General features: G+C 38.3%; 18 protein-coding genes. 2 read left to right on the top strand and 16 right to left on the bottom strand.

All coding sequences use genetic code 11. The features are described 5' to 3' along the window. Positions 1-109 precede the first annotated feature (109 nt). From AB3I12_RS00460 to AB3I12_RS00445, 4 genes are all read right to left on the bottom strand, one after another. On the bottom strand, positions 110-2,041 hold the full coding sequence (locus AB3I12_RS00460) for a fructose-specific PTS transporter subunit EIIC (RefSeq protein WP_010737724.1): 1,932 nt from the start codon (positions 2,039-2,041) through the stop codon (positions 110-112). Beyond that, positions 2,038-2,973 (bottom strand): 1-phosphofructokinase, encoded by a 936-nt coding sequence (gene pfkB / locus AB3I12_RS00455; RefSeq protein WP_063627215.1) that lies wholly within the window; start codon positions 2,971-2,973, stop codon positions 2,038-2,040. Before pfkB ends, AB3I12_RS00460 begins: the two co-directional genes overlap by 4 nt. Continuing rightward, entirely contained in the window at positions 2,970-3,725 is a 756-nt protein-coding gene (locus AB3I12_RS00450; protein WP_010718973.1) for a DeoR/GlpR family DNA-binding transcription regulator, read from the bottom strand. Before AB3I12_RS00450 ends, pfkB begins: the two co-directional genes overlap by 4 nt. 359 nt (positions 3,726-4,084) lie before the next feature. Continuing rightward, positions 4,085-5,461, bottom strand: a complete 1,377-nt coding sequence (locus tag AB3I12_RS00445; RefSeq protein WP_063627216.1) for a hypothetical protein — start codon at positions 5,459-5,461, stop codon at positions 4,085-4,087. Positions 5,462-5,548: 87 nt separating this feature from the next. Here AB3I12_RS00445 and AB3I12_RS00440 point away from each other — a divergent pair, with 87 nt between their 5' ends. Then, a complete protein-coding gene (locus tag AB3I12_RS00440; RefSeq protein ID WP_010737727.1) occupies positions 5,549-5,698 on the top strand; it encodes an SPJ_0845 family protein in 150 nt (49 codons plus the stop codon). Positions 5,699-5,758: 60 nt separating this feature from the next. Here the strand turns inward: AB3I12_RS00440 and yihA are convergent, their stop codons facing one another. The 7 genes from yihA to AB3I12_RS00405 all read right to left on the bottom strand — a co-directional run bounded on the left by yihA (position 5,759) and on the right by AB3I12_RS00405 (position 12,689). Further along, a complete protein-coding gene (yihA, locus tag AB3I12_RS00435; protein WP_010718969.1) occupies positions 5,759-6,346 on the bottom strand; it encodes a ribosome biogenesis GTP-binding protein YihA/YsxC in 588 nt (195 codons plus the stop codon). Between the two features lie 436 nt (positions 6,347-6,782). Further along, the gene (gene clpX / locus AB3I12_RS00430) at positions 6,783-8,033 is read right to left on the bottom strand and encodes an ATP-dependent Clp protease ATP-binding subunit ClpX (protein ID WP_010718968.1); all 1,251 of its coding nucleotides are present in this window, start codon (positions 8,031-8,033) and stop codon (positions 6,783-6,785) included. 179 nt (positions 8,034-8,212) lie between these two features. Then, positions 8,213-9,499 (bottom strand): trigger factor, encoded by a 1,287-nt coding sequence (gene tig, locus AB3I12_RS00425; protein ID WP_010718967.1) that lies wholly within the window; start codon positions 9,497-9,499, stop codon positions 8,213-8,215. Positions 9,500-9,645: 146 nt separating this feature from the next. Beyond that, entirely contained in the window at positions 9,646-10,587 is a 942-nt protein-coding gene (locus AB3I12_RS00420; RefSeq protein ID WP_063627217.1) for a hypothetical protein, read from the bottom strand. 114 nt (positions 10,588-10,701) lie between these two features. Then, positions 10,702-11,355, bottom strand: coding sequence for an RDD family protein (locus tag AB3I12_RS00415; protein WP_063627218.1), 654 nt, complete (start codon positions 11,353-11,355; stop codon positions 10,702-10,704). 2 nt (positions 11,356-11,357) lie between these two features. Beyond that, positions 11,358-12,386: a signal peptide peptidase SppA gene (gene sppA / locus AB3I12_RS00410; protein ID WP_010718964.1), complete on the bottom strand. Its 1,029-nt coding sequence runs from the start codon at positions 12,384-12,386 to the stop codon at positions 11,358-11,360. 12 nt (positions 12,387-12,398) lie between these two features. Continuing rightward, positions 12,399-12,689, bottom strand: coding sequence for a hypothetical protein (locus tag AB3I12_RS00405; protein WP_010737730.1), 291 nt, complete (start codon positions 12,687-12,689; stop codon positions 12,399-12,401). 399 nt (positions 12,690-13,088) lie between these two features. Here AB3I12_RS00405 and glmS point away from each other — a divergent pair, with 399 nt between their 5' ends. Next, positions 13,089-14,897 (top strand): glutamine--fructose-6-phosphate transaminase (isomerizing), encoded by a 1,809-nt coding sequence (gene glmS, locus AB3I12_RS00400; RefSeq protein WP_063627219.1) that lies wholly within the window; start codon positions 13,089-13,091, stop codon positions 14,895-14,897. A 166-nt stretch (positions 14,898-15,063) separates the two neighbouring features. Here glmS and AB3I12_RS00395 read toward each other — a convergent pair whose 3' ends face one another. The 5 genes from AB3I12_RS00395 to nifJ all read right to left on the bottom strand — a co-directional run bounded on the left by AB3I12_RS00395 (position 15,064) and on the right by nifJ (position 24,874). Continuing rightward, positions 15,064-17,301, bottom strand: coding sequence for a fibronectin type III domain-containing protein (locus AB3I12_RS00395; protein WP_155727570.1), 2,238 nt, complete (start codon positions 17,299-17,301; stop codon positions 15,064-15,066). 293 nt (positions 17,302-17,594) lie between these two features. Then, positions 17,595-18,953: a phosphoglucosamine mutase gene (glmM, locus tag AB3I12_RS00390; protein ID WP_010718960.1), complete on the bottom strand. Its 1,359-nt coding sequence runs from the start codon at positions 18,951-18,953 to the stop codon at positions 17,595-17,597. 23 nt (positions 18,954-18,976) lie between these two features. Next, positions 18,977-20,134: a YbbR-like domain-containing protein gene (locus tag AB3I12_RS00385; protein ID WP_063627220.1), complete on the bottom strand. Its 1,158-nt coding sequence runs from the start codon at positions 20,132-20,134 to the stop codon at positions 18,977-18,979. After that, on the bottom strand, positions 20,131-21,018 hold the full coding sequence (cdaA, locus tag AB3I12_RS00380; RefSeq protein WP_010737735.1) for a diadenylate cyclase CdaA: 888 nt from the start codon (positions 21,016-21,018) through the stop codon (positions 20,131-20,133). Before cdaA ends, AB3I12_RS00385 begins: the two co-directional genes overlap by 4 nt. Positions 21,019-21,205: 187 nt before the next feature. After that, positions 21,206-24,874 (bottom strand): pyruvate:ferredoxin (flavodoxin) oxidoreductase, encoded by a 3,669-nt coding sequence (nifJ, locus tag AB3I12_RS00375; RefSeq protein WP_063627221.1) that lies wholly within the window; start codon positions 24,872-24,874, stop codon positions 21,206-21,208. Between the last annotated feature and the right edge of the window lie 9 nt (positions 24,875-24,883).

Below are 24,883 nucleotides of genomic sequence, written 5' to 3'. Positions count from 1 at the left end.
TTTCCATTTTTTAATTTTCAAAAAATTTGCATTTAATCTCACAAAAAAACCTTCTTACGAAAATTATTGTTAAATTCCGTAAGAAGGTCTCATATTTATAAATTGAAAATTATGCTGTTGTTACTGTTGGTGATTTTCTTAGTAAACCATAAATCACACCAGAAACGATTGCACCAATAGCGATGAATGCTAAGTACAAGACTGGATGACTTAACAAGAATACAACGAAAATCCCACCATGAGGAGCAAGTAATTTGATACCGAAAGCACCAACTAAACCACCTGTTAAAGCAGAGCCAATAATGAAACTTGGAATGGCGCGGATCGGATCAGCTGCTGCAAATGGGATCGATCCTTCTGTTACAAAGGACAAGCCCATCACAATATTCGTTAGACCAGCATCTTGATCTGTTTTACTAAATTTATTTTTGAATAAACGAGTAGCAACAAAAATTGCTAATGGTGGAACCATCCCACCAGCCATAACAGAAGCCATCACGACACTACCGCCAGTCGCAACAGTTGTTGCTAGCGTAGCTGTACCGAAAACATAAGCCGCTTTATTAATTGGTCCACCTAAGTCAGCAGCCATCATTCCTGCAAGTAAAGCACCAAGTAACGCAGCGTTTGAACCGCTCATACTTGTTAAAAATCCGTTTAATGCATCATTGATTGCTTTCATCGGTACATTAACCAACAACATCAAGAAACCGGTAATCAACAACCCAAACACGGGATAAAAGAGAATCGTTTTGATTCCGTCTAATGATTTAGGTAATTTCTTGAAGAGTTTACGCAAGAACACAATGACATATCCAGCTAAGAAACCGCCGATCAAAGCCCCTAAGAAGCCTGCACCGCCAGTATTAGCTAATGCACCAGCAGCAAAACCAACAATCAAACCAGGGCGATCCCCGATACTTGAAGCAATAAATCCAGCAAGAACTGGTAACATGAAACCAAAAGCAGCTTGACCGATTTGGTTGAACCAGCTGGCAATTTGATTATAATTCCCAAGGTTTGCAAGCTGATCTTGTGGTACACCCATAAATTGGTCTACCATGAAAGAAAGAGCAATCGCAATCCCACCGCCAATAACAAACGGTAGCATATGAGAAACACCATTCATCAAATCTTTATAGATTCGTTGACCGACGGTTCCTTCTGCATTTCCTTCATCAGAACCAGTATCTTTCCCTTGTCCATGATAAACTGGTGCAGTACCGCTTAAAGCAAGATTGATCAGTTCTTCTGGCTTACGAATCCCGTCGCTAACCGGACGATTGACAAGTTCTTTCCCGTCAAAACGATCCATGGCAACTTTTTTATCTGCAGCTACGATTACACCATCCGCACGAGCGATGTCTTCAGCTGTTAATAAGTTTTTAACGCCTTCTGATCCGTTTGTTTCAACTTTGATCTCTACGCCCATTTCTTTCGCTTTTTTCTTCAAAGCATCTTCCGCCATATAAGTGTGGGCGATTCCTGTTGGACAAGCGGTTACTGCAATAACAAACTTGCTCTTAGGATCAACGGTTGCAGCTTCAGCTTGTTTTGCCTGTTCTGCTTTTTCTTCCGCAGCTTTTTGATCTTCCGCTGTTTGGAATAATTCTTGTACAGCTTCTGGTGAATCTGCTTCTTTTAATTTTGCAACAAAATCTGGATCCACTAAAAGGCGGGATAAAGCAGCTAACGCTTGTAAGTGTGTATCATTTGCGCCTTCTGGAGCTGCGATCATAAAGAATAGGTAAGTCGGCTGACCATCTAATGCCTCATAATCGACCCCTTTGTTACTTTTAGCAAATAGTACGGTTGCTTCTTTTACTGCTGCATTTTTTGCATGAGGCATCGCAATGCCGTCACCTAGTCCGGTAGAAGTTTGCGCTTCTCGTGCTAAAATCCCCTCTTTATAGGTTTCAATATCTGAGATTCTTCCGGCAGCAAACATTTTTTGGACCATTTCATCAATTGCGCCTTTTTTATCAGTTGCTTGTAGGTCCATGATCATTGCATCTTTGATCATTAAATCTTTGATATTCATGATAATCCTCCTGAAAACGAATCTATTTTTGTTATCTCAACTTCTGGTAACAGTTCATCAATCAATGCTCTAGAAGCTAAATCATCAGAAAATGCTGTCGCACTTCCACAAGCGACTCCCCATTTAAATGCTTCCACTGGATCTTGATTTTTGCTATAAGCACCAATAAATCCAGCAATCATTGAATCTCCTGCACCAACCGAGTTTTTTAACGGGCGAACTAATACGTTTGATCGGTAAGCACCTTCATTAGTAAATAACAAGGCACCATCTCCCGCCATTGATATCAAGACATTTTGTGCCCCTTCAGCTAATAGTTTCTTACCATATGGCAAAATCTCTTCCACACGATCAAAGTGTGTCTGATATAATTCGGCTAATTCATGGTTATTAGGTTTGATCAACAATGGTCTTTTAGCAAGAGAATTTTTTAGATCATCTCCAGTTGTATCAATCACAAAGTCTGCTTCTTTTTCACGAATGATCTCAATCAATTCTTGATAGAACCCTTTTCTTAAGCTGGCAGGAGTACTACCAGATAAGACAACGATGTCCCCTTTGTTCACAACACTTAGCGCTTGCTTGAATGATTGGATTTCTTCATCTGAGATCGTTGGGCCTAAACCATTGATCTCCGTTTCAGAATCAGATTTTAATTTGATATTGATCCGAGTATCTGATTGAACTGTTGTAAAAGAAGTTTGGATTGTTTCTTTTTCCAACCACTTTGCGATAAAGTTTCCTGTAAAGCCTCCTAAAAAACCAAGGGCTGTCGAATCAGAGTCAATTCTTTTCAAAATTCGAGAAACATTGATCCCTTTTCCGCCAGGAACTTTAAAGTCTTCTTTCATTCGATTCAATTCCCCGATTTTTAACCCATCGACACGTACGATAAAGTCAATCGACGGATTTAATGTTACTGTATAAATCATTGTATAGCTGCCTCCTTGATAGTTGTCCGTTCCCGATAATCGGTAACAAATTCCAATGGACAACGTTCGGTTACGATCGTGGCTGCTTCTAAAGGTGCCACAGAAGTGAAACTAAGCTTGTTGAACTTAGAATGATCAATCAGGACGAAACTTTCTTCCGCATTTGCCATTGCTAGACGTTTCACGGCTGCTTCTTCCGGATCTGGCGTTGTAAATCCACGGTTCAAGTCAACACCGTTCATTCCCATAAACACTTTATTAAAATAGAAATTTTTTAACTGGCTGATTGTACTATTTCCTAGTACAGCATTTGTTGATAATTTAACTTGTCCACCTAATATGATGGTGGGAAGTTGCAAATCAACCAAACTAGCTGCATGTTTCACTGAATTAGTTACTACCGTTACCTTTTTCTCTTGCAAATATGGGATCATTTCTAACGTCGTGGACCCAGCATCTAAATAAATAACGTCATCGTCATTGATTAATTGAGCTGCTAATCGAGCGATTGTTTGTTTTTCTTGAACGTTTTTGAGCGTTTTTTCACTCATATTCTGTTCAAACCCTAAAAGTTGCCCTTTTTTCGCGCCACCATGGATTCTTTCTAACAGACCATCATTCTCCAACTCTTGCAAATCACGTCTAATCGTTGATTCAGAAGCGTTTAGAAGTGTTACTAAATCTTGAGATTTCACTATTTTATTTTGTTCTAACAAGTGTAGTATTTTTTGTCTGCGCTCTTCTGTAAGCATTTCCACGATCACCTCACGACATATAGTAGCATAATTCTTTTTAATAATCAATAAAAATCATTCAAAAACATTCACAGACAATCTAAAACATTCAAAAAAGAGTCTGAACTTTCAACTGGTCCAGACTCTTGATTGGTTGTAAAGAAGTACGAACGGTATTCGCTGTACGATTCTTCCACAACCTTTTATATGCTTTATTTTCTATGCACTAAATAATAGTACCTTCCTAATCCAATGAACATAATGATAAAGCCCAAAATTGATCGTACAGGGATGTTGGGAAGAAAGAACATCAAAAAAGCTACAAATGCTGTAGGTAACATGACCCGATAATATAAGTGTTTATCCATGTGATCACCTCAAATTTTTTGTAATGTCGCAAATTTGTTTAACTTTGGATAATCATAGATTTCTACTCTAAGATGATTTACACCTTTTTTCACGTCAAAGCTTAAACGTCCTCGTCTTTTTCTTATTCGCTTAAACTGAATATCTGATAGTTTTTCGCGAATTTCATTCAATGGGAGCTGTGTCAAATTTTCAGTAGGTACGTATAATCGTAAAGTAACTAAATATTCTTGATATTTTTCATCGTCAACTGCGATCTCTAAGTATTCTCTTATATAGTAGCAATAAGCTTCGATCCCATCATCTAAAGAAATACGGGGATCAATCACTTTGTAAAACATCATCTGCGCCCGCTGCTCATCTACCCAAGGAAAATAAGCTTGTGTATTCAACCGCCCTCTTACTCGCTTTTCGTGGTATTCATCATTGACAAAATTATAACTTCGAGTAACGAAGAACGTCGCATCCTTTTTCTGAGTCGGTTGCATTCTTTCATTTTGGTATTGAACAGATTGAATACTTTGATCGGTATAAGCATACTCAATGTACGGGGCTTTCAAAAGCCCAACACCATTGTCCCAAGAAAGATGATCAAATCCCAATTGGTCGCGATAATAGGTCTGAAAATGTCGATTCGTTTCCTCGGCCCATTTGAAAGGGTCACGATATAATTGAATACAGATCACACCATTTTGTTTCTCTTTTACAAATTCCACTTGTTGGACATCTAAAAATACTTGTTTCGGAATGATGCGATAGTAGTAAGAGCTGTAATACATTTCCCAACAAGAAGTAAAGCATAATCCCTCATGAGATAGATCGTAACCAGGCAATTGATTACAATCAATCACAACCGCTCCCGATCGTTCTCTCATCTTTGGCAACTTATCAATAGCTTCTTGTGTTTCAAACTTCAACCGTTCTTCAATTTCTTTAATATTATGATACTTAAATTCATTGTATGAACGTAAGTAAGCAAATACGCCATTTTTATCCATTTTAAGCTGGATATAATCTCTGATCACCGATTCATGTTGTAAGAAAATATTCTTCTCCAAAATATTCTTAATGATCAATTGTTGACCATCAAAATGAAAACGACACTCATTCCTTTCATTTTTTACAGTCAGCCAACCAAATGCGAACTGAGATTCCTGCATTGCTTCCTTTTTAAAGGTTTTCCATTCAAATATTCGTGCTGTCTGACGAGAAGTCTGAAAAAATGAGGGACTAAACATCATCCGAATAAAAAAGAACCAATCTTCCAATTCATTTTCTCTTTGACTTTGATTCAAATCGGTTAATTGAATCGTCATTAATAATTGTTGTTCTTCCACTCCGCTCTCACTCCTTTCAAAGTATTTTATAATTAAATTATAACCAAGCATAAGAAAAAACTAAAATTTAACGACTTCCAATTATTTTAGTAACTATCCATGGTAAAATAGAAACAAATAATCAAAGAGGTGAATAATTTGGGGCTTAAATTTGAACGTACAGATAATCTTGATAAATTATTTGAATCCTTTGCTGTTGATCCAGAAAAAACAGTTGCTTCAAAAGAAGAAATCGATCGCTTTTTGAAACCAAAAAATGACGAAAAAAAAGAACAGACAAAAAAATAGAAAAAAACTAGTAGCAAGCGAATGTTCTCCTCTTTGAGTCCTTCGTCTGCTACTAGTTTTTTATTCTGAAATTGCTTCTTCAATTGCCTGCCAAGCTTCTTCTTTTCCTTGCTTTGTGACAGAAGAAAATAAAATAAACTGATCATTATTATCAAAATCCAACGCTTTTTTGATTTCACTTTCATGCTTGTTCCATTTTCCTCGTGGTATCTTATCCGCTTTAGTCGCTACGACAATCACTGGAATATCGTAATATTTCAAAAATTCATACATCTGGATATCCTCTTGGGAAGGTTTATGACGTAAATCGACTAAAGAAACGACTGCTCGCAACTGCTCTCTGGTCGTAATATATGTTTCGATCATTTTACCCCATTTTGCACGTTCAGTCTTTGATACTTTGGCATAACCATAACCAGGAACATCGACGAAGTGTAACGCATTTTCAATCAAATAAAAATTCAATGTTTGGGTCTTACCTGGTTTTCCCGAAGTGCGAGCTAAATTCTTTCGGTCAATCAACGTATTGATAAAAGAAGACTTTCCGACATTTGAACGCCCTGCTAAAGCAATTTCTGGTAAATCAGATTCTGGGTATTGTTTTGGTGCAACTGCACTAATCACTATTTCTGCTTGATGTACTTTCATAAAATCTCTCCTAAAAAAGGTCGTTGAAGAAGAAAGGAACTCTATCGAGATGAGAGAAGATTGTTTAATATCACTTTATTAAACAATCTCTGATAAACGAAGAGTCGCTTCTTAAACGCCGTGTAACAGGTTGCGAGAAGCATGAATTGATTCGTTCTTTAAAGAAAAAAATCTCGAAACAGCTTCTCATGTTTTGAGGTTTTTTGATTTCATTCTAAGATTCAACGATCGAAAAACTGCAGTTGATTGTGGAAAGTACGTTTTTACATAAACGAAAGTCATCTTCCCTATTTGTCGATTTTGAGTAATCACAACGTTGAATCGCCTGCTGTCAATAGAATGCCTTAATCATTAATCAATAGTTTCGATAAAAAGACAAAGCTGCCGCAAAAGCAATAACTAACTTTCACGACAGCACTCCAGCTTCTATCTGCTTTTATCCCGCTTTTTTCTCAGAATCTTTATAAACGACAGTCGGTTCTCCTGTTAATTCAGCAGCTTCTTTCGTAATGATCACTTTTTCGATATTCTCATTAGATGGGATGTCAAACATAATATCCATCATGATTTCTTCGATGATCGAACGTAGTCCACGTGCCCCAGTATTTCGGGCAATTGCTTTTTCAGCGATCGCTGTTAATGCCTCTGGTTCAAATTCTAATTCCGTATTATCCAAAGCAAGTAATTTTTGGTATTGTTTGACCAAAGCATTCTTTGGCTCTGTCAAAATACGCACAAGATCTTCTGTCGTTAATTTTTCAAGTGCTGCCATTACTGGTAAACGACCAATAAATTCAGGAATCAAACCAAATTTCAATAGATCTTCTGGAATGATTTCTTGCATGACACTTTCGCCATCTGCTAATTTTTGATTTTTAGTCCCGAAACCGATTGTCTTTTCTCCTAGACGATTTTTAACAATTGTTTCAATCCCATCAAACGCACCACCTACGATAAACAAAACATTTGTCGTATCGATTTGGATAAATTCTTGATGAGGATGTTTCCGACCGCCTTGAGGGGGAACGCTGGCAACTGTCCCTTCTAAAATCTTCAATAAGGCTTGTTGGACACCTTCACCTGAAACATCTCGAGTAATTGAAACATTCTCGCTTTTACGAGCAATTTTATCGATTTCGTCAATGTAGATGATCCCTTTTTCAGCTCGTTCCACATTGTAATCAGCTGATTGCAATAATTTCAATAGGATGTTTTCGACGTCTTCCCCAACATAACCAGCTTCAGTTAAACTGGTTGCATCAGCGATCGCAAAAGGTACATTTAACGTTTTAGCTAATGTTTGTGCCAAGAAAGTTTTCCCTGATCCAGTAGGACCGATCAGGCAGATATTACTTTTTTGCAGTTCAACATCATCTGCATCTTCTTGGGATTGTTGATTAACACGCTTATAGTGATTGTATACTGCTACAGCTAATGAACGTTTCGCACGATCTTGACCAATCACATAATTATTTAAGACTTCCAAAATTTCTAATGGTTTTGGTACTTCTGTGAATTCACGTACCGCTTCTTCATAAAATTCTTCATCAATGATTTCTTTGCATAGGTCAATACATTCATTACAGATGTAGACCCCTGGACCAGCCACGATTTTTTTTACTTCTTCTTGTGTTTTCCCGCAAAAAGAACAACGTACGGTCTCATTGCCACTTGGATTATCATACATGGTCTTCACCCCTTAACTCGCATCATAAATGCAAGAAACTATCACAGACTTTACAGTCTTTTACTATCATACCATAATTCAAAAAAAAGCAAAAGCACTAAACAAGAACCAAAAATCGAAAATATGCAAAAAGAGGAAACCTCTCAGTTTCCTCTTTGATAAAATGCAATAAAAGATGATTATTTTGCTTCAGTAGCAGTTCCAGTAATCAAATCGATTGCTTTTTTCATTGTCACATCATGTTCCAACATATCTTCTGTTAACACTCGTTTGATTTGTTCGATTGGCATGTTGTATGTCTCAGATAATTCTTGGATTTCAGCGTTGATTTCTTCTTCTGTTGCTGCTAGTCCTTCTGCTTTAGCGATAGCTTCGATTACAAGATTTGTTTTTGTGCGTACTTCTGCTTCGCCTTCAAATTGTTTGTGCAAGTCTTCTTCTGTAGAACCAGTTAATTGGTAGTACATGTCAGGAGAGATTCCTTGACGTTGCATGTTGTTCAAAAATTCATCCATTGAACGGTGTACTTCATCGTGAACCATCACGTGTGGTAGATCAACGATTTCTGCATTTTCAACAGCTAAGCGGATTGCAGCTTCATCTTTTGCGTCTTCTGCTTCTTTTTCTTTTGCTTCTGTCAATTCTTTTAGATATTTTTCTTTCAATTCTGCTAATGTAGAAACTTCATCATCTACATCTTTTGCAAATTCGTCATCTAATTCAGGTACTTCTTTAGCTTTTACTTCATGAACCGTTACTTTGAACACTGCTTCTTTACCAGCAAGGTCTTCTGCTTGATAGTCTTCTGGGAAAGTAACTGTTACATCTAAGCTTTCACCTGATTTTTTACCGATCAATTGATCTTCAAAGCCAGGAATGAATGAACCAGAGCCTAGTTCTAGTGAATAGTTTTCACCTTTTCCGCCATCGAATGCTTCGCCATCAACAAAGCCTTCAAAGTCAATCACTACAGTATCGCCATTTTCTGCTGGAGCATCTTCTTTGATTACTAATTCTGCTTGAGCTTCTTGTTCACGTTTGATACGTTCTTCCACATCCGCTTCAGTAACTTCACGGTCTTGTTTTTCAACAACTAAATCTTTATATTGACCTAATTTCACTTCAGGTTTAACTGTTACTTCAGCAGTGATCACCCAATCTTGCCCTTTTTCCATGCTTTCAACATCGATTTGAGGTTGTGATACAGGTTCGATACCTGCTTCTTTAACTGCTGCTTCATAGCTTTCAGGTAAGACAGCATTCAATGCGTCTTCATAAAGAGCTTCTTCTCCGTACATACGGTTGAATACTTGGCGTGAAACTTTCCCTTTACGGAACCCTGGTACGTTCAAGTTTCCTTTAACTTTATTAAACGCAGCTGTCAATCCTTTTTGAATTTCATCTTGCGCAATCGTAAATTTTAAAACACCATCGTTTGTGCCTTTTTTTTCAAATGTTGCAGTCATTTAGTTCCCTCCGAGTTTAGAAAATTCATTTTATACATCAAAAACGTTTCATGCATACCCTTAAATAGTACACTAACCCTTTCAAATTGTAAACATATTGAATGGTTAGAATCCACGTTTTTCATGACTTTTTTATCTGATAAGTGTCAACGGTCACTTTGAAAGAGCAGCATTTCCCTTAAAATATTTCCCCTTTTTTCTAGGAAATCTGCTTCCTCTGCTTCTGTTTGTCTATTATTATAGTTTGGATCATACATGCTAAGTGTATCAGCAAACCATTTTTTGGGATCACCGACATATGTATCATAAACAGGATAGAGAAGAGCGGATTGCATCATAAATTCTTCTTTTAGCACTGTACTAAGATAGGCATCTTGATCTTCATAAGCTTCTGCTAATCGCATTAACTGTTCATAAGCCTTCTGCTTTTCTGGTTTTGGTAATGTTGCAGGTATGACTTCTATAAACGTCTGATCCATCGTTAAATAAACAACTGGCTGGTGTTTCTTCACTTGCACGAGTGACTCTAACATTTTTGCTCGCACTAATAAGTGGATCTCTGGTAAGATAATCATTTTTTTGATTGTTTGTACCAATTCATGATAAGGCAACTCTTCAATCTCAGACACAACCAAAAGTTGTTCTGTAGGTGGCATTGTCGGCATTTTTTCAACACTAAGATGAATCTTACGTATTTTTTGACGGTCATTTTGACTCGTGAAATTTTCTGCTTGTTGGATCTTCTCTACCATGAGTTGCTCAAATAAATCAGAAAAATCATAGCTGGCAATTAACTTGCGAGCATAAAGATAATCTTTTGTTTGGATCAGCAGATCAAAATAAAAAGCTGCCACTTTTTCATCTGTCAGGTAGTCATTTTCATAAGGAAACGCCTGATTCAGCGCTTCTTTTTTTTCATCTAGCTCAACTAAGCAAAGGACAAGTAGACGATTCGCCTCAAATGTTCCTTTAAGCTCCAATGCTCGTTGTAAAAATGTCTTTGCTTGTAAATATTGATGATCAGCTAATGCTTGTTGCGCTAGACGCATAAGATTTTCGTATTTATCAGGAAAATCAATCGGCTCCAATGTTCGTTCTCCCTTCGACTCTTTGCCAGTAAAATCATGAATAAAACTATAGTATCAAACATAAAAAAACATGACAATCTTTTTTAGATTGCCATGTTGAAAAAATAAAATGAATCAAGCATTAATTTCTTGATTAAAGGCTTTGACTAGATTTAGCGTGACTACACTCGTATTTGAAAAATAATCACCAATATGCTGTTTTCTTTGATTAAAGATTGTCGGTAAATAGCCAACAAAAAGTATTGGGAATTTCAAAATGAACCGACAAGCGCCTTCTCTCACCAGCACTGTTGTCCAACTCAAATCTGATTCATTAAAACAAATCACACGAATCCCAAAAATCATTTTTCCAATCGTTTGACCATGATTTAATTTCGTAAATAAAATAAAATAACCAAGGTAAATCAGCAAAGCAGCAAAACCATAAATACTTAAATAAGAATCGGATACTTTTAACCAGTCTAAATTAGCCGCTAAGCCAATGGTCAACCGTGTGATTGAGCCAATACAAATCAGATCCACAATAAAAGCGAAAAATCTTATCCAAAATCCTGCATAAAAATATTTAGGAAAGTCATTTACATTGATTTTTTCCTCTTTATCTTCGGTATACTGTTGCCATTGTTGTTGCTTTACTTTGATTTCACTTTCAGATAATGGTTTTTCTTTAAAAGATTGCAGTACTTTTTGAGAAAAGCTCGGATCTGGCCCTACAGCAGGACGATCTGCCTTGTTATGTGAAGATAAATCTTCTGGTTGCTTCGTCATGCTTACTCACCTCCGTAATAATACATTGCCTTTGGTGATTGAACAGTTCCTTGATTTTCTAAGAAAGACAAGATTTGACTTGTTTCAGAAGCTTTTAGGCCTTGAAGCTGAGCAAGTTTCGAACCGAACCATGTGTTTGCAAAACCAGTAGTATTCGTTTCATATTCTACTAACTGAGCGTTTTCTAAATGTTGCTCACTTCTCATCGCTTTTAACGCGTCTTGTGGATACCCAATTTCATCCACTAATCCGACTGCTTTCGCCTGTTCTCCATCATAAATACGACCATCCGCAATTTTTCGGACTTCTTCTTCTGATTGATTTCGTCCAGTACTGACTACTTTGACAAATCGATTGTAGGCATTATCGATATAAGTTTGTAAGACTTTTTGATCTTCTGGCGTTTGTGGTCTAGTACTTGAACCCATATCTTTCAATGCACCACTTTTTACCGTCGTATCCTCGATCCCTAATTTTTCTAAAAGACCAGAATAATTAAGACCTGACATGATGACACCAATGGACCCAGTGACTGTTTCCTCTGTTGCATAGATTTTATCTGCTTGGGCTGAGATATAATATCCGCCACTAGCAGCTGTATTTTTCATACTGACATACATTGGAATATTTCGTTCATTTCGGATATCACTGATTGTCTTAGCTATTTCTGCACTTTCATAAACACCACCACCAGGAGAATTGACTTCTAACATCATCCCTTTGATCGTTTTATCTTCTTTTATAGCATTTAATTGCTCCATAAACTTAGCGTGATTGTATCCTTCTGTTGCAAACAAACCTGATGTTCCATCACTAGTGATCGTCCCATCAACAGTCAATTTTACGATTTTTTCTGAACTATCTCCTTCTTCCAGAACCGTGGGCGATAATTCATTAGTGCCATATAATAAGCTATTCAAACCACTCATTTGCTTTTCTTCTTTTGAATTTGACGTCAGGCTAGATGATACCAACGAAACAACCAATAAGCCTGCCGCAATCAACACTGCTATCCAACGCTTTTTATTCATACTCTCCCTCGCTTAATATAAATTTTTGATAACGATCACTGTTTCTTTTTCTCCAGTTGCATTCATTTTTTCTGCTTTTTCGACTAATGTAAATCCATTGAACTTCTCTTTTGTCCACTCATCTTCTACTACGAATTGTTGCGCTTCTCCAATAGTCAACGCATCAGGCGCAATTTCTTGGATACTATCCCAACCAGTATCTAAAAAGATTTTGGTTTCATCATCCACTGTATTTACTTTTTCAAGTTCGGCCAACTGTTTTTTTAGCATGCCTAATGTCAAGACTGCGATATTTGATGCCATTTTTCATCCTCCTTCTTTTACTTACTCTCATATTGTACCGAAGTCTGCAAAAAGATGATAGTCAAAACTTCATTTCGACCCTCCCGCCACAACCATATAGACCAATTTTATTTTTTCTCTTTTTTATTGACAAACATCACACAACAACGTTATCATTTAAGAAGTTTCCAGAAAAATACAAAAAAGGAGTTTAGATATACCATTCTCATTTTAAGGAATAGCGCCTGGTCTGTAGTTACAGATGACGAGGAAAGGGTTTATCGAAATATTCGGCGGATGACCCTAGGGACTGCACTCTATAGGATCGATCAAAACCTATCTGTGAAGATAGAACAAAAATCGATTCCAGCAGCTGGAAACTTTCATAATGATTATATTATAGAAAGTAGGATGTTTTTTATGTGTGGAATTGTCGGAATGATTGGATTAGAAAACGTAACACCAGGATTGATCAATGGTTTAGAAAAATTAGAATATCGGGGATACGATTCGGCTGGAATCTTTGTTGCGAATCATGAAAATGATTTTTTGGTCAAAGCACAAGGTAGAATTCAGAACCTAAAGGATAAGCTAACAAACGAAACAGCGGGAACAATCGGAATCGGTCACACTCGTTGGGCAACTCATGGCGAACCTTCTCAAAAAAATGCGCACCCTCACACTTCTCAAAGCGGACGTTTTGTTCTTGTCCATAACGGTGTAATTGAAAACTTTGCTGAACTAAAAAATGATTATTTAGAAACGGATCAATTTTCAGGGGAAACGGATACTGAGATCATTGCTCATCTTATTGAATTTTTTGCAAATGAAGGACTGGATACAAAATCTGCCTTTGTCAAAACACTTCAATTAATCAAAGGTTCTTATGCTTTCGCATTAATTGATCGTACTCTGCCAGATCAAATTTTTGTCGCTAAAAACAAAAGCCCTCTCTTAATTGGTCTGGGAGACGGATTCAATGTTATCGCCAGCGATGCAATGGCTATGCTGGCTTATACGAAAGAATTTGTTGAAATTGAAGATGGCGAATTAGTGATCGTCACTAAAAATGAGATTTCAATCGAAACGATCTCAGGTCAACCAGTTGAACGAACTTCTTTTGAAGCACAAATTGATGCAGCTGATATTGAAAAGGGCACTTATCCTTACTACATGTTGAAAGAAATCGATGAACAACCGATCGTTATGCGAAAGATTGCCCAAACTTACGTGAACCATGAGAATGAAGTACTGATGGACAAACAACTTTTAGAAACAGCTAAAAACAGTGACCGTATCTACATTGTTGCTTGTGGAACGAGTTACCATGCTGGCTTAGTTGGAAAACCTATTTTAGAACAATTAACCCGTATTCCTGTGGAAGTCCACCTTGCAAGTGAATTTGGTTATAATTTGCCTCTACTTTCAGAGAAACCATTTTTTATTTTCTTAAGCCAAAGTGGAGAAACAGCAGACAGTCGACAAGTACTCGTGAAAATGAATGAATTGAATTACCCATCATTGACGATCACTAATGTACCCGGCTCTACTTTATCAAGGGAAGCTTCTTACACTCTTTTACTACATGCTGGACCTGAAATCGCCGTGGCTTCAACAAAAGCTTATACTGCTCAAATCGCTGTTTTAGCTGCACTTGCTAAAGGAATTGGTCATGAAAAAAATCTTTCTTCAGCTAGAGAATTCGATCTAACGCACGAGCTTAGTATCGTAGCGAATGGCATGGAAGAACTAATTTCTCAAAAGGACTACTTACAGGGGTTAGCAGCTGACTATCTAATGGATGCAAGAAACGCTTTTTATATTGGACGTGGAACAGATTATGCTGTCTCTTTAGAGGCTGCATTGAAGTTAAAAGAAATCAGTTATATCCAAGCAGAAGGTTTCGCAGCTGGGGAATTAAAACATGGTACGATCGCGCTGATTGAAACGAACACACCGGTTATCGGGATGATCAGCGAAGAGATAACAGGTGCACACACGAGAGGAAATCTAAAAGAAGTGGAAAGTCGTGGAGCAAAAACATTGGTCATGGCTACAAAAGGCTTAGATCGATCAGATGACCAATTAGTATTGCCTGTTGTTCATCCTTTACTCACTTCATTAATCACAGTGATCCCTACACAATTGATTGCCTACTATGCGACCTTGCTAAGAGGTCTTGATGTTGATAAACCGAGAAATCTGGCAAAGTCTGTGACCGTTGAATAGGAAAAAGGTTAAAAAAATATAGCATGTATCACCATGAAAAAAGCCAAAAAACAATGAAATTTAGTTTTCATTGTTTTTTTGGCTTTTTTGCGTAGTCATCGATCAGTTAGAAAATGACTTTTTATTGTTTTAACCTATTTTGCATCGAGTCCCCCATCTAAAGGAGCTAAGCATTAGTTCCGGGCTGTTTTGCTTGATGGCTCTTTTTTTGTCTCCTGTAAGATAACAGGATTGTTACACTCACTATGGTTAGCCCCAGTAGTTGTAGCAATGGACTAACTTTATTACCCGTAGCTGGTAACTGTTTACTCACCTTTTTAGCAGTATTCTTATTCACTTTTGCTTCCTCTTTTCCTTTATTAATCGCTCCATTATTTTTTGTTTCGGTTTCTTTTGCCACAGGTGGTTTTTCCGTTGATTCTTTTACTATCTCTTCCTCTAAAGGAGGAATAGTCTCATGTTTTTTGCTTGTCTGCACAATGATTTTATTACTTTCTTCCGAGAGATTCCCTTCTTTGTTTTTCGATTTAACTACATAAGAATATTTCGTATTTTCCTGTAAATCTTTATCAGTATATAGTGAGGTTTCCCCCGCTACTTCTCCTACCAATACATTGTTTCGATAAACTTGATAGCTCATGATTTCCTTCGATTCATTAGGTGCGTCCCACATTAAAGCCACTTCATGTTCTGTGACACGGGCTGATCTCAGTTTAGTAGGGGGCAACGGGCGACTCACCTCAATTGTCATTTTCGTTCTTGCTTTCACTGCATTACTCGCTTCTGATAGATTACCAGCTTGATCAACCGCTCTGATTTTATAGGTATAAGTGGTAGCCTCCATCAATCCTGTGTCTATGTAAGTTAAGTCCGTACCAGAAAGTGTTTGGACTAACTGATCGTCTCGATAGACGTGATAACCAGTGATACCCACATCATCGATTGCTGCTTCCCACGACAAGCTGACACTGTTAGTTGTTACATCATCGATTCGTAAATTCAAAGGGGGCGTAGGAGGAGTCAGATCTTCTGCCGATTTTGTCCTAGCCGTTACCGCATTACTTGCTTCTGATAGATTCCCTGATGGATCAACAGCTTTGACTATATAGGTATAGGTGGTATCTTCCATCAACCCTGTATCTATGTAGGTTAAGTCCGTACCAGTTAGCGTTTGAACCAACTGATCATCTCGATAAACGTTATAACTAGCTACATCAACATTATCGATTGCTTCTTGCCATGACAAGCTGACACTGTTAGTTGTTACATCATCGATTCGCAAGTTCAAAGGAGCTGCAGGAGGAAGAATTTCTTCTGTTGGTTTTGTCTTAGCTGTTACTGTATTACTCATTTCTGATATGTTTCCTGCCTGATCAACTGCTCTCACTTGATATGTATACATCGTATCTTCCATTAATCCTATATCCGTGTATGCTACTTCCTCCGCACCAATCACTCCTTGAATTAACTGATTGTCTCGATAAATGATATAACCGATTACGTCAATGCTATCTGTCGCTGATTCCCACGATAAGCTGACACTATCAGCTGTTACGCTAGTGACTTTTAAATTCAAAGGCACTGCAGGTGGGCTGCTACTCGCCAGTTTTGTCCTAGCCGTCACTGCATTACTCGCTACTGATACATTCCCCGCTTGATCAACTGCTCTCACTTCATACGTATAGGTAGTATCTTCCGTTAATCCATTGTCGGTATAGGCGAGGTCTGCACCGGTGACTGTTTGAATCAGTTGGTTGTCTCGATAAACCAAATAACCCACTACGCCTACGTTGTCTGTTGCAGCCTCCCAAGACAAGCTAACACTATCACTTGAAACGTCGTTGACTTTCAGATTTTTAGGATTGGTAGGAGCTTCCAAATCTAATGCAGTGGCTTGAACATTATCAAAATATGCTGTCCCGTTTCCACTAGACGCAAAACGGATAATATATGTATTTTCACCTTCCGGAGTCGTAAAGCTAAATTCATGTTGTTTCCAAGCATCATTATAATGTCTCTCATCCTTCAACGAAATAAACCCTTCCCCATGATTAAGCGTGCCAAATTCCACAATTGCTGGAAACGAAGGGTCTCCGATCACATAATAAGTGAATTGATAGGTCGTTTTCGGTTTTAACTGAACATATTGCAGGATATTCTCTCCATTTGATGCCATTACATAATGATTGCCACTTTCATCTGTCACAAGTGCAGGATTGTTACTTCCAGGATTGGAAACGATCCAGTGATTCAACCCATCATTAAATTCACCATTTTTTATAATCACCTCTTCTGCTAGTTGATAAGAGGGTGCATAAGATGGATCAACCGCTACTACAATGACCGGTTTTACAAATAGAAAAACAATCATCATCAATCGAATCAGTTTTTTGAAAATTTTCATATTTACCTCCTCTAAATTAGTTGTTTCGCAAGTTAGTTTAATCTATTCAGAGATAAAAAAAGCCCTTTTTTTTCGTATAATTAGAAATTAAAGTTCTATCATAACAACTTTTAACGGAGAATATTCTAAACCCAACGCTAATTTTATACAAAAAAGTAGTTATCTTGGAACAAGCATTTGACAGCAACCCAAATTTGTTTTCCTACGGACAAAAAAACTGTTATTCACAAAAACAAGAAAACATTTTTGTAAATAACAGTCGATTACTATTAAAATGAGAAAAATTTTAGTTCTTATTCTTCAAGTCCGATCTCTTCTCGAACAACTGCAGCAATCTTATCCACGTAATATGCTACTTTTTCATCCGTTGGCGCTTCAGCCATGACACGTAATAATGGTTCAGTTCCAGAAGGACGAACTAAAATTCTTCCTTCACCAGCCATCTCAGCCTCAGTTTCTTCAATCACTTTTTTGATCGCTGGAACTTCCATTGCACCATTTTTGTTACTTACTCGGATATTTACTAATTTTTGTGGGTAGATCGTCACTTCGCTCGCTAACTCGGATAATTTCTTCCCAGTTTGCTTCATGATATTCAGTAATTGGATTCCTGATAGCATTCCATCACCTGTAGTATTAAAGTCAAGGAAGACCATATGACCAGATTGTTCTCCACCAAAATTATAATCATTTTTTCGCATTTCTTCTACAACATAGCGGTCACCAACCTGAGTAACTACGTCCTTCAAGCCAATTTCTTCCACCGCTTTATGGAATCCTAGATTACTCATGACCGTTGTAACGATCGTATCTTTTTTCAAACGATTTTTCTTTGAAAGGTATTTCGCACAAATGAACATGATTTTATCACCATCAACGATGTTCCCAAGTTCGTCCACTGCAATAATTCGATCCCCATCACCATCAAATGCTAAACCGGCATCGGCGCCTTTTTCAACAACCATTTCAGCTAACTTTTCAGGGTGTGTTGAACCAACACCATCGTTAATATTTAAGCCATTAGGGCTGGTACCCATCGTATAAAAATCTGTTTCTAAGTCTGCGAATAAACGGTTGACAGAAGTTGCTGTCGCCCCATTTGCCGCATCGACACAAACGGTTAGGCCTGATAGATCCCCATTGATCGTTTGCACTAAGAATTGAGAATATTTTAATAAGCCTTCTGGAAATTCTTCTACTGTTCCTAATCCCTCTGCTGAAGGACGTGGCAATTCGTCCACTTCGGCATCAAGCAATGCTTCAATTTCTAATTCTTGTTCATCCACTAATTTAAACCCATCAGCACCAAAAAATTTGATTCCATTATCTTGTGCAGGATTATGTGAAGCAGAAATCATCACGCCGGCATTGGCTTTTTGCAATCTTGTTAAATAAGCAACTCCTGGTGTGGAAATGACGCCAAGTTGAAATACTTCAATACCAACTGATAACAAACCAGAAATTAAGGCTTCTTCTAGCATTTGCCCAGAGATTCTGGTATCACGCCCAACTAAAACCCGTGGACGTTTCCCTTCTGTTTCATGTTGGCTTAATACATATCCGCCACATCTACCTAACTTAAACGCTAATTCTGGTGTCAATTCTTTATTGGCTTCGCCACGGACACCATCCGTTCCAAAATATTTACCCATAATTGTAAATTTGCTCCTTTAACTTAATTTTCCGAAGAATACGTTTGACTCTCTTGTGTACTTTGCATAGTGGATTCACTTGAATCTGTACTTTCAGAAGTTTGCTTGCTTTCTGTCTGGACACTAGAAAGTGACGTGCTCGATGTAGTCGACTTTGTCGTTGACGTTGTTGAGTCATTCCTTTTAGTCGAACTTTGATTTTTATCGACTGAAGAATCACTAGTTGTCGATTCCAGCACTGGTGTTATCTCAACTTTAACCGATTTAGGCGAGACGCTCATTCCTTGTTCAACAGGAATCTGAATCGTCCTAGTCGTTCGATGAGTAATTCCTGATATGTCGATAGGCACAGCGATACTATCCCCTATTTGAGCAAGTTGTTCCGTCGTCCCTGTGACTTCAGCCTCTAATTCGGAAAACTTGAAATTATAGTTCTTAATTCCTTCGCCTTTTGTCCCTTGTTGAATACCATATAGGCTAACCCTTTTTTTCGGTTTGATTGCATCTGACGTGACGTTGACTTGCACTGGATCAGAAACAATACTCAACGGCTCACCAGCTGAATTTAACGCTTGTACAGATACATTGCTATTCACACCATCGTCCGTTATCATTGACGGGTTGACTTTTGCAACCACTTGATGAATTTCCGCTAAAGTCTTATCTCCAGTGGTGATCGTGACCTTCGTTGGATCGACAGTTGTTTCAGTTAAATTATAACCAGAAGGCGTCGTCTCTGTTGGCAGAATAGCTTTAACTTCAAAGTCTTTGGTCACTTTCTTTTCAATTGTAACCGTGATCGTTTCCGGTTGCAACTTAGCGGTGACAGCGCTGCTTAGATTTTTGATTTTCAATGGCACTTCGTGGGTTCCTTCACCTAGATGTGCTAAGTCTGCGGTGACCCTAAAGGTACGGGTGTCTTCATTTGCCTCAGCCATCAACTGGATACGATTCGCACTAGCCAATTTGACAGTAGTAGTGTTTTCGTAACCATGGATATAATACTTATCGGTATCATATAAAAGTTGGATCGAAACATCAGAAGCTGTCTGCGAATAGGATTCATTTCCAGATAATGTGTTTTGCATCGTTTGACCATTCGCATTGAAATAAAGAATGATACTAAATAATAACGCAACAAACCCATACAGAATACTCGTACGCTTTTCTTTTGAGATCATTTCCGATCCCCTCCCTTAGTCATTGCGTCCAAGAAAGATTGAAGCCCATTCTTTTTGTTTTTATTTTTTTCTTCTACAATTAGTTGTTTTCGTAAGATCGATAAATACTCTTCTTGCGATAACCCTGGTATCAATTGATTGTCTAAAGTGATACTTACATCTCCTGTTTCTTCCGAGACCACGATAGTTATTGCATCGCTGACCTCACTGATACCGACAGCAGCTCGGTGACGTGTTCCAAATTCTTTTGGAATCAACATACTTTCTGATAAAGGTAAATAGGCACTGGCAACTGCAATTTTTCCATTTTTGACAATAACTGCCCCGTCATGCAGCGGCGTATTGGGGATAAAGATATTAATGAGTAACTCACCAGTAATATCTGCATCCAATGCGATGCCTGTCTCAATATACTCATCCAAACCAGTATGACGCTCGATCGTAATCAGAGCACCAATCTTACGTTTCGACATATATTGAATAGCTTTATCAAAGGATAGGATCATCTTCTCGTCTTCTTGTTGCTCGCTTTTCGTTTGTTTGAATAACGAACTTCTTCCCAGATGTTCTAACCCACGACGAATCTCTGGTTGGAAGATGACGATTGCTGCAATCACACCATAAGTTATGACTTGATTCATCAGCCATGACAGCGTGTGTAGCCCAATCAACTCAGCCGCAATTCGAATCACGATAAAGATGGCAACGCCTTTGAGCAATTGGATCGCTTTCGTCCCTCTTAGTAGCTGGATCAGTTTGTAAACCAAATACCATACGACTAAAATATCCAGTATGTTTACCAAAAAATTCAGAGAAAATAAGTCACCGGAAAACATTTGTTGCCAATACTCTAAATTAAAAAGTTCCCCGATTTGAAATGACATAAAAAGCCTCTCTTCTCTTTTGAGATTTCCCTTTAAGTATATCATATGTTTGGAAATATGAGACGATTCTGGCTACTTTTTTCAAGAAAATTACATAAATTATTCGATCGATTTTTCCGCCCTTTAAATTGTTTGCTTATCATTCACCGAATGAGATTGTTGGATCACTGAACGAAACATCAAAACATCATTTTCGACGTGCTGCACGTTCTGCTCTTTTAGCAGCTCTTCTGGCTGCTGCTTCATCATCGATCTTACGTTCTTTTTTTCTCTTTTTCGTTTCGACTTCCTCTTCTTTTACAATCGGATCAGACGGTTCTAGTTTTTCTTTAATTTTATCAAGCTGTCCAGTGAGTGAAGCATAATTGTAAAAACGAGTTTTTGCATCTAGAACCGTTTTTTCAAACAATTTTTCAGCTAATTGAGGGTTGGCACTTTCTAGTGAAGAAAACCGGACTTGCTTACGCATAAAATCGCCCATTGTTGAAAAGTCTGGTTTTTTGTAATCCAAAATCATCGGAACCTTCCCTTTTTCAATTAAACTTGGATTATAACGATAGAGGGACCAATAGCCTGATGAAACAGCTTCTTTGGCTTCTTTAATCGATTCTTTCATGCCACCCAACAGACCATGGGTGATACAAGGCGTATACGCAATGATTAGTGATGGCCCTGGGTATTTCTCTGCTTCTTCAAACGCCTTGATTGTTTGCATTTGATTGGCACCAGAAGCAATTTGAGCGACATAGACGTTCCCATAAGTCATTGCCATCATTCCTAAATCTTTCTTCGACGCATATTTCCCACTTGCGGAGAATTTTGCAATAGCTGACGTTGGCGTTGCTTTAGAGGTTTGCCCCCCAGTATTAGAATAAACTTCATTATCCAATACTAGGATATTCACATCTGCCCCACTAGCCAATACATGATCGATACCACCAAAGCCAATATCATAAGCCCAACCATCTCCGCCAATAATCCATTGACTGTTTTTGACAAAAATATCTTTGTGCTCAAGAATGGATTCCAATTCTGGGACTTGCTGTACTTCCGCTACCATCGCAGCCTGAAGTTTAGCTGCTCGTTGTTGTGTTCCTTCGCTATCGAATAAATGGTTGAGCCAATCCTCCATCAACAGTCGAAGCGCACTCGATACTTTTGGCATGATTTCACGAACAGATTGCGCTAAAGCTTCACGACGGGTTTGAGCAGCTAGTAACATACCATAGCCAAATTCAGCATTATCTTCTAATAAGGAATTAGACCAAGCTGGACCTTGCCCACAAGCATTCGTTGTGAACGGAGATGCTGGCGAAGCTCCTCCCCATATTGAAGAACAGCCGGTTGCATTAGCGATCATCATTCGGTCTCCGAACATTTGGGTCAAAAGTTTCACATATGGCGTTTCACCGCAACCAGAGCAGGCACCTGAAAATTCAAGTAACGGTTGGTTAAATTGGGTAGCCATTACCGTATTTTTTCCTTTCATAGGGTTTTCTTTCTGTCTCAATGTCATTGCAAACGCCCAATTGACCGCTTGTTCTTTTTGTTCCTCGTACGGTTTCATCACTAATGCTTTTCCTTTGGCTGGACAAGCCTCCACACATAAACCACATCCTGTACAGTCCTCCACGGAAACTTGGATACGATATTTTAACCCGTCAGGTCCTCTCATATCACGAACGATAAATCCTTCAGGCGCTTCAGTCAGCTCTTCTTCATCAGCTAAGAATGGGCGGATGGCTGCGTGCGGACATACAAATGCGCACTCATTGCACATCGTACAACGGTCACTGATCCATTCAGGGACTTCTAGGGCTACACCTCGTTTTTCCAGCGCTGCTGTTCCTAATGGCATCTCGCCAGTTGTCATCTGGTTGGCTACTAAAGTACCTACTGACAGTTGATTTCCTTCTTGAGCATTGATCGGCGTAAAAATCTCTTTTACGTAACGTGATGTTGTCTCTGCTTTTTTGCTAGGTAGTTCTAATGATCGCCAATGTTTGGGGATTTCAACTCTATGGAGAAGTTCAAGGGTATGATCAATCGCTTGGTTATTTTTTTCTACGATTTTCATTGATTTATGACCATAGCTTTTAAGCACTTCTTCTTTCAAGAGCGGAATCACTTCTTCAATAGGAATAATGTTTGCTAATTTGAAAAAAGCCGTTTGCATGGCAGTGTTAATACGACGACCTAATCCAACTTCTTGAGCAATTTTCATCGCATTGATCGTATAAAATTGAATCTCATTTTCTGCCAAATATTTTTTTAGACGAATAGGCAGATGCGTTTCTAACTGCTCATCTGTCCATAAAGTATTCAATAAAAATGTGCCACCTTTTTTCAACCCTTTTACTAAATCATAGCTGTGCAAGTAAGCAGGCGTATGACAAGCGACAAAATCAGCATGTTCAACTAAATAAGTAGAACGAATTGGCGTGTCTCCAAAACGGAGATGGGAAATCGTCAAACCACCTGATTTTTTCGAATCATAGTAAAAATAACCTTGGGCGTATTTGTCTGTGTGATCACCAATGATTTTAATAGCAGATTTATTTGCACCAACTGTCCCGTCAGAACCAAAACCCCAAAACTTAGCTTGATAAGTTTCAGCATCCGTTAAATCCAATGTTGGTCTTGGTGCCAAAGAATGATAGGTAACATCATCCACTATCCCGATTGTAAATCGTTTTTTCATTTGTTCATCTTTTTGCAACTCGTCAAAAACGCTGATGATTTGATCTGGTGTCACATCTTTTGATCCTAATCCATACCGCCCACCAATTATTTTAGGACAGATTGTTACATCATAAAGCGCACTTTGAACATCTAACAGTAATGGTTCCCCACCAGCTCCTGGTTCTTTGCTTCGATCTAGTACGGCAATTGACTGTGTGGTTTTAGGAAGTTTGTGCAACAATGTTTCAATTGGGAATGGGCGATAAAGATGGATATTCAAGAAACCGACTTTCCGGCCATTTTTATTCAAATAATCGACTGTCTGTTCAATCGTTTGCGCTACCGACCCCATCGAAATGATGACTTCTGTCGCATCGGCAGCACCATGATAAGTGACTAAATCATAGGAAGTTCCACGTAATTCATTGATTGCTTGCATGTATTTTTGTACGATGCGAGGTAATTGTTCGTAATACGAATTAATTGTCTCTCTTTGCTGAAAATGAATATCTGGATTTTGATTCGTTCCACTAACAGTTGGGTGGTTAGGATTCATCGCTCTGTTTCTAAACGCAGCAAGTTTCTCTTGATTGATTAACGATGCTAACTCATCATATTCTAGTACTTCAATTTTTTGGATTTCATGGCTCGTACGAAAACCATCAAAAAAATTCAAGAATGGCAGCTCTGCTTCAATCGAAGCCAAATGTGCTACGGGTGCTAAGTCCATAACTTCTTGCACACTACTTTCTGCAAGCATCGCAAATCCAGTCGATCGAGCAGCCATGACATCCCCATGATCCCCAAAGATATTTAACGCATTCGTCGTTACTGCACGACTTGCGACATGAAATACGCTTGGTAGTAATTCACCAGCGATTTTATACATATTGGGTATCATCAACAACAATCCTTGAGAAGCTGTATAAGTCGTTGTCAGCGCTCCTGTTTTGAGCGAACCATGCACAACACCAGCCGCTCCTGCTTCAGATTGCATTTCAACCACTTTAACTGGTTGTCCAAAAAGATTTTTCTTCCCACTAGCAGACCATTGATCCACTAATTCTGCCATCGTTGAGCTGGGCGTAATGGGATAGATTGCAGCTAATTCTGTAAAAGCATAAGAAATATAAGCGGCAGCTGTATTTCCGTCCATTGTTTTCATTTTTCGCATTTGTCATCA

The sequence above is a fragment of the Enterococcus sp. C65 genome (genome assembly GCF_040887165.1).
GTDB classification, from domain to species: domain Bacteria; phylum Bacillota; class Bacilli; order Lactobacillales; family Enterococcaceae; genus Enterococcus_B; species Enterococcus_B hirae.
This window is presented reverse-complemented; position numbering and strand designations above follow the sequence as displayed.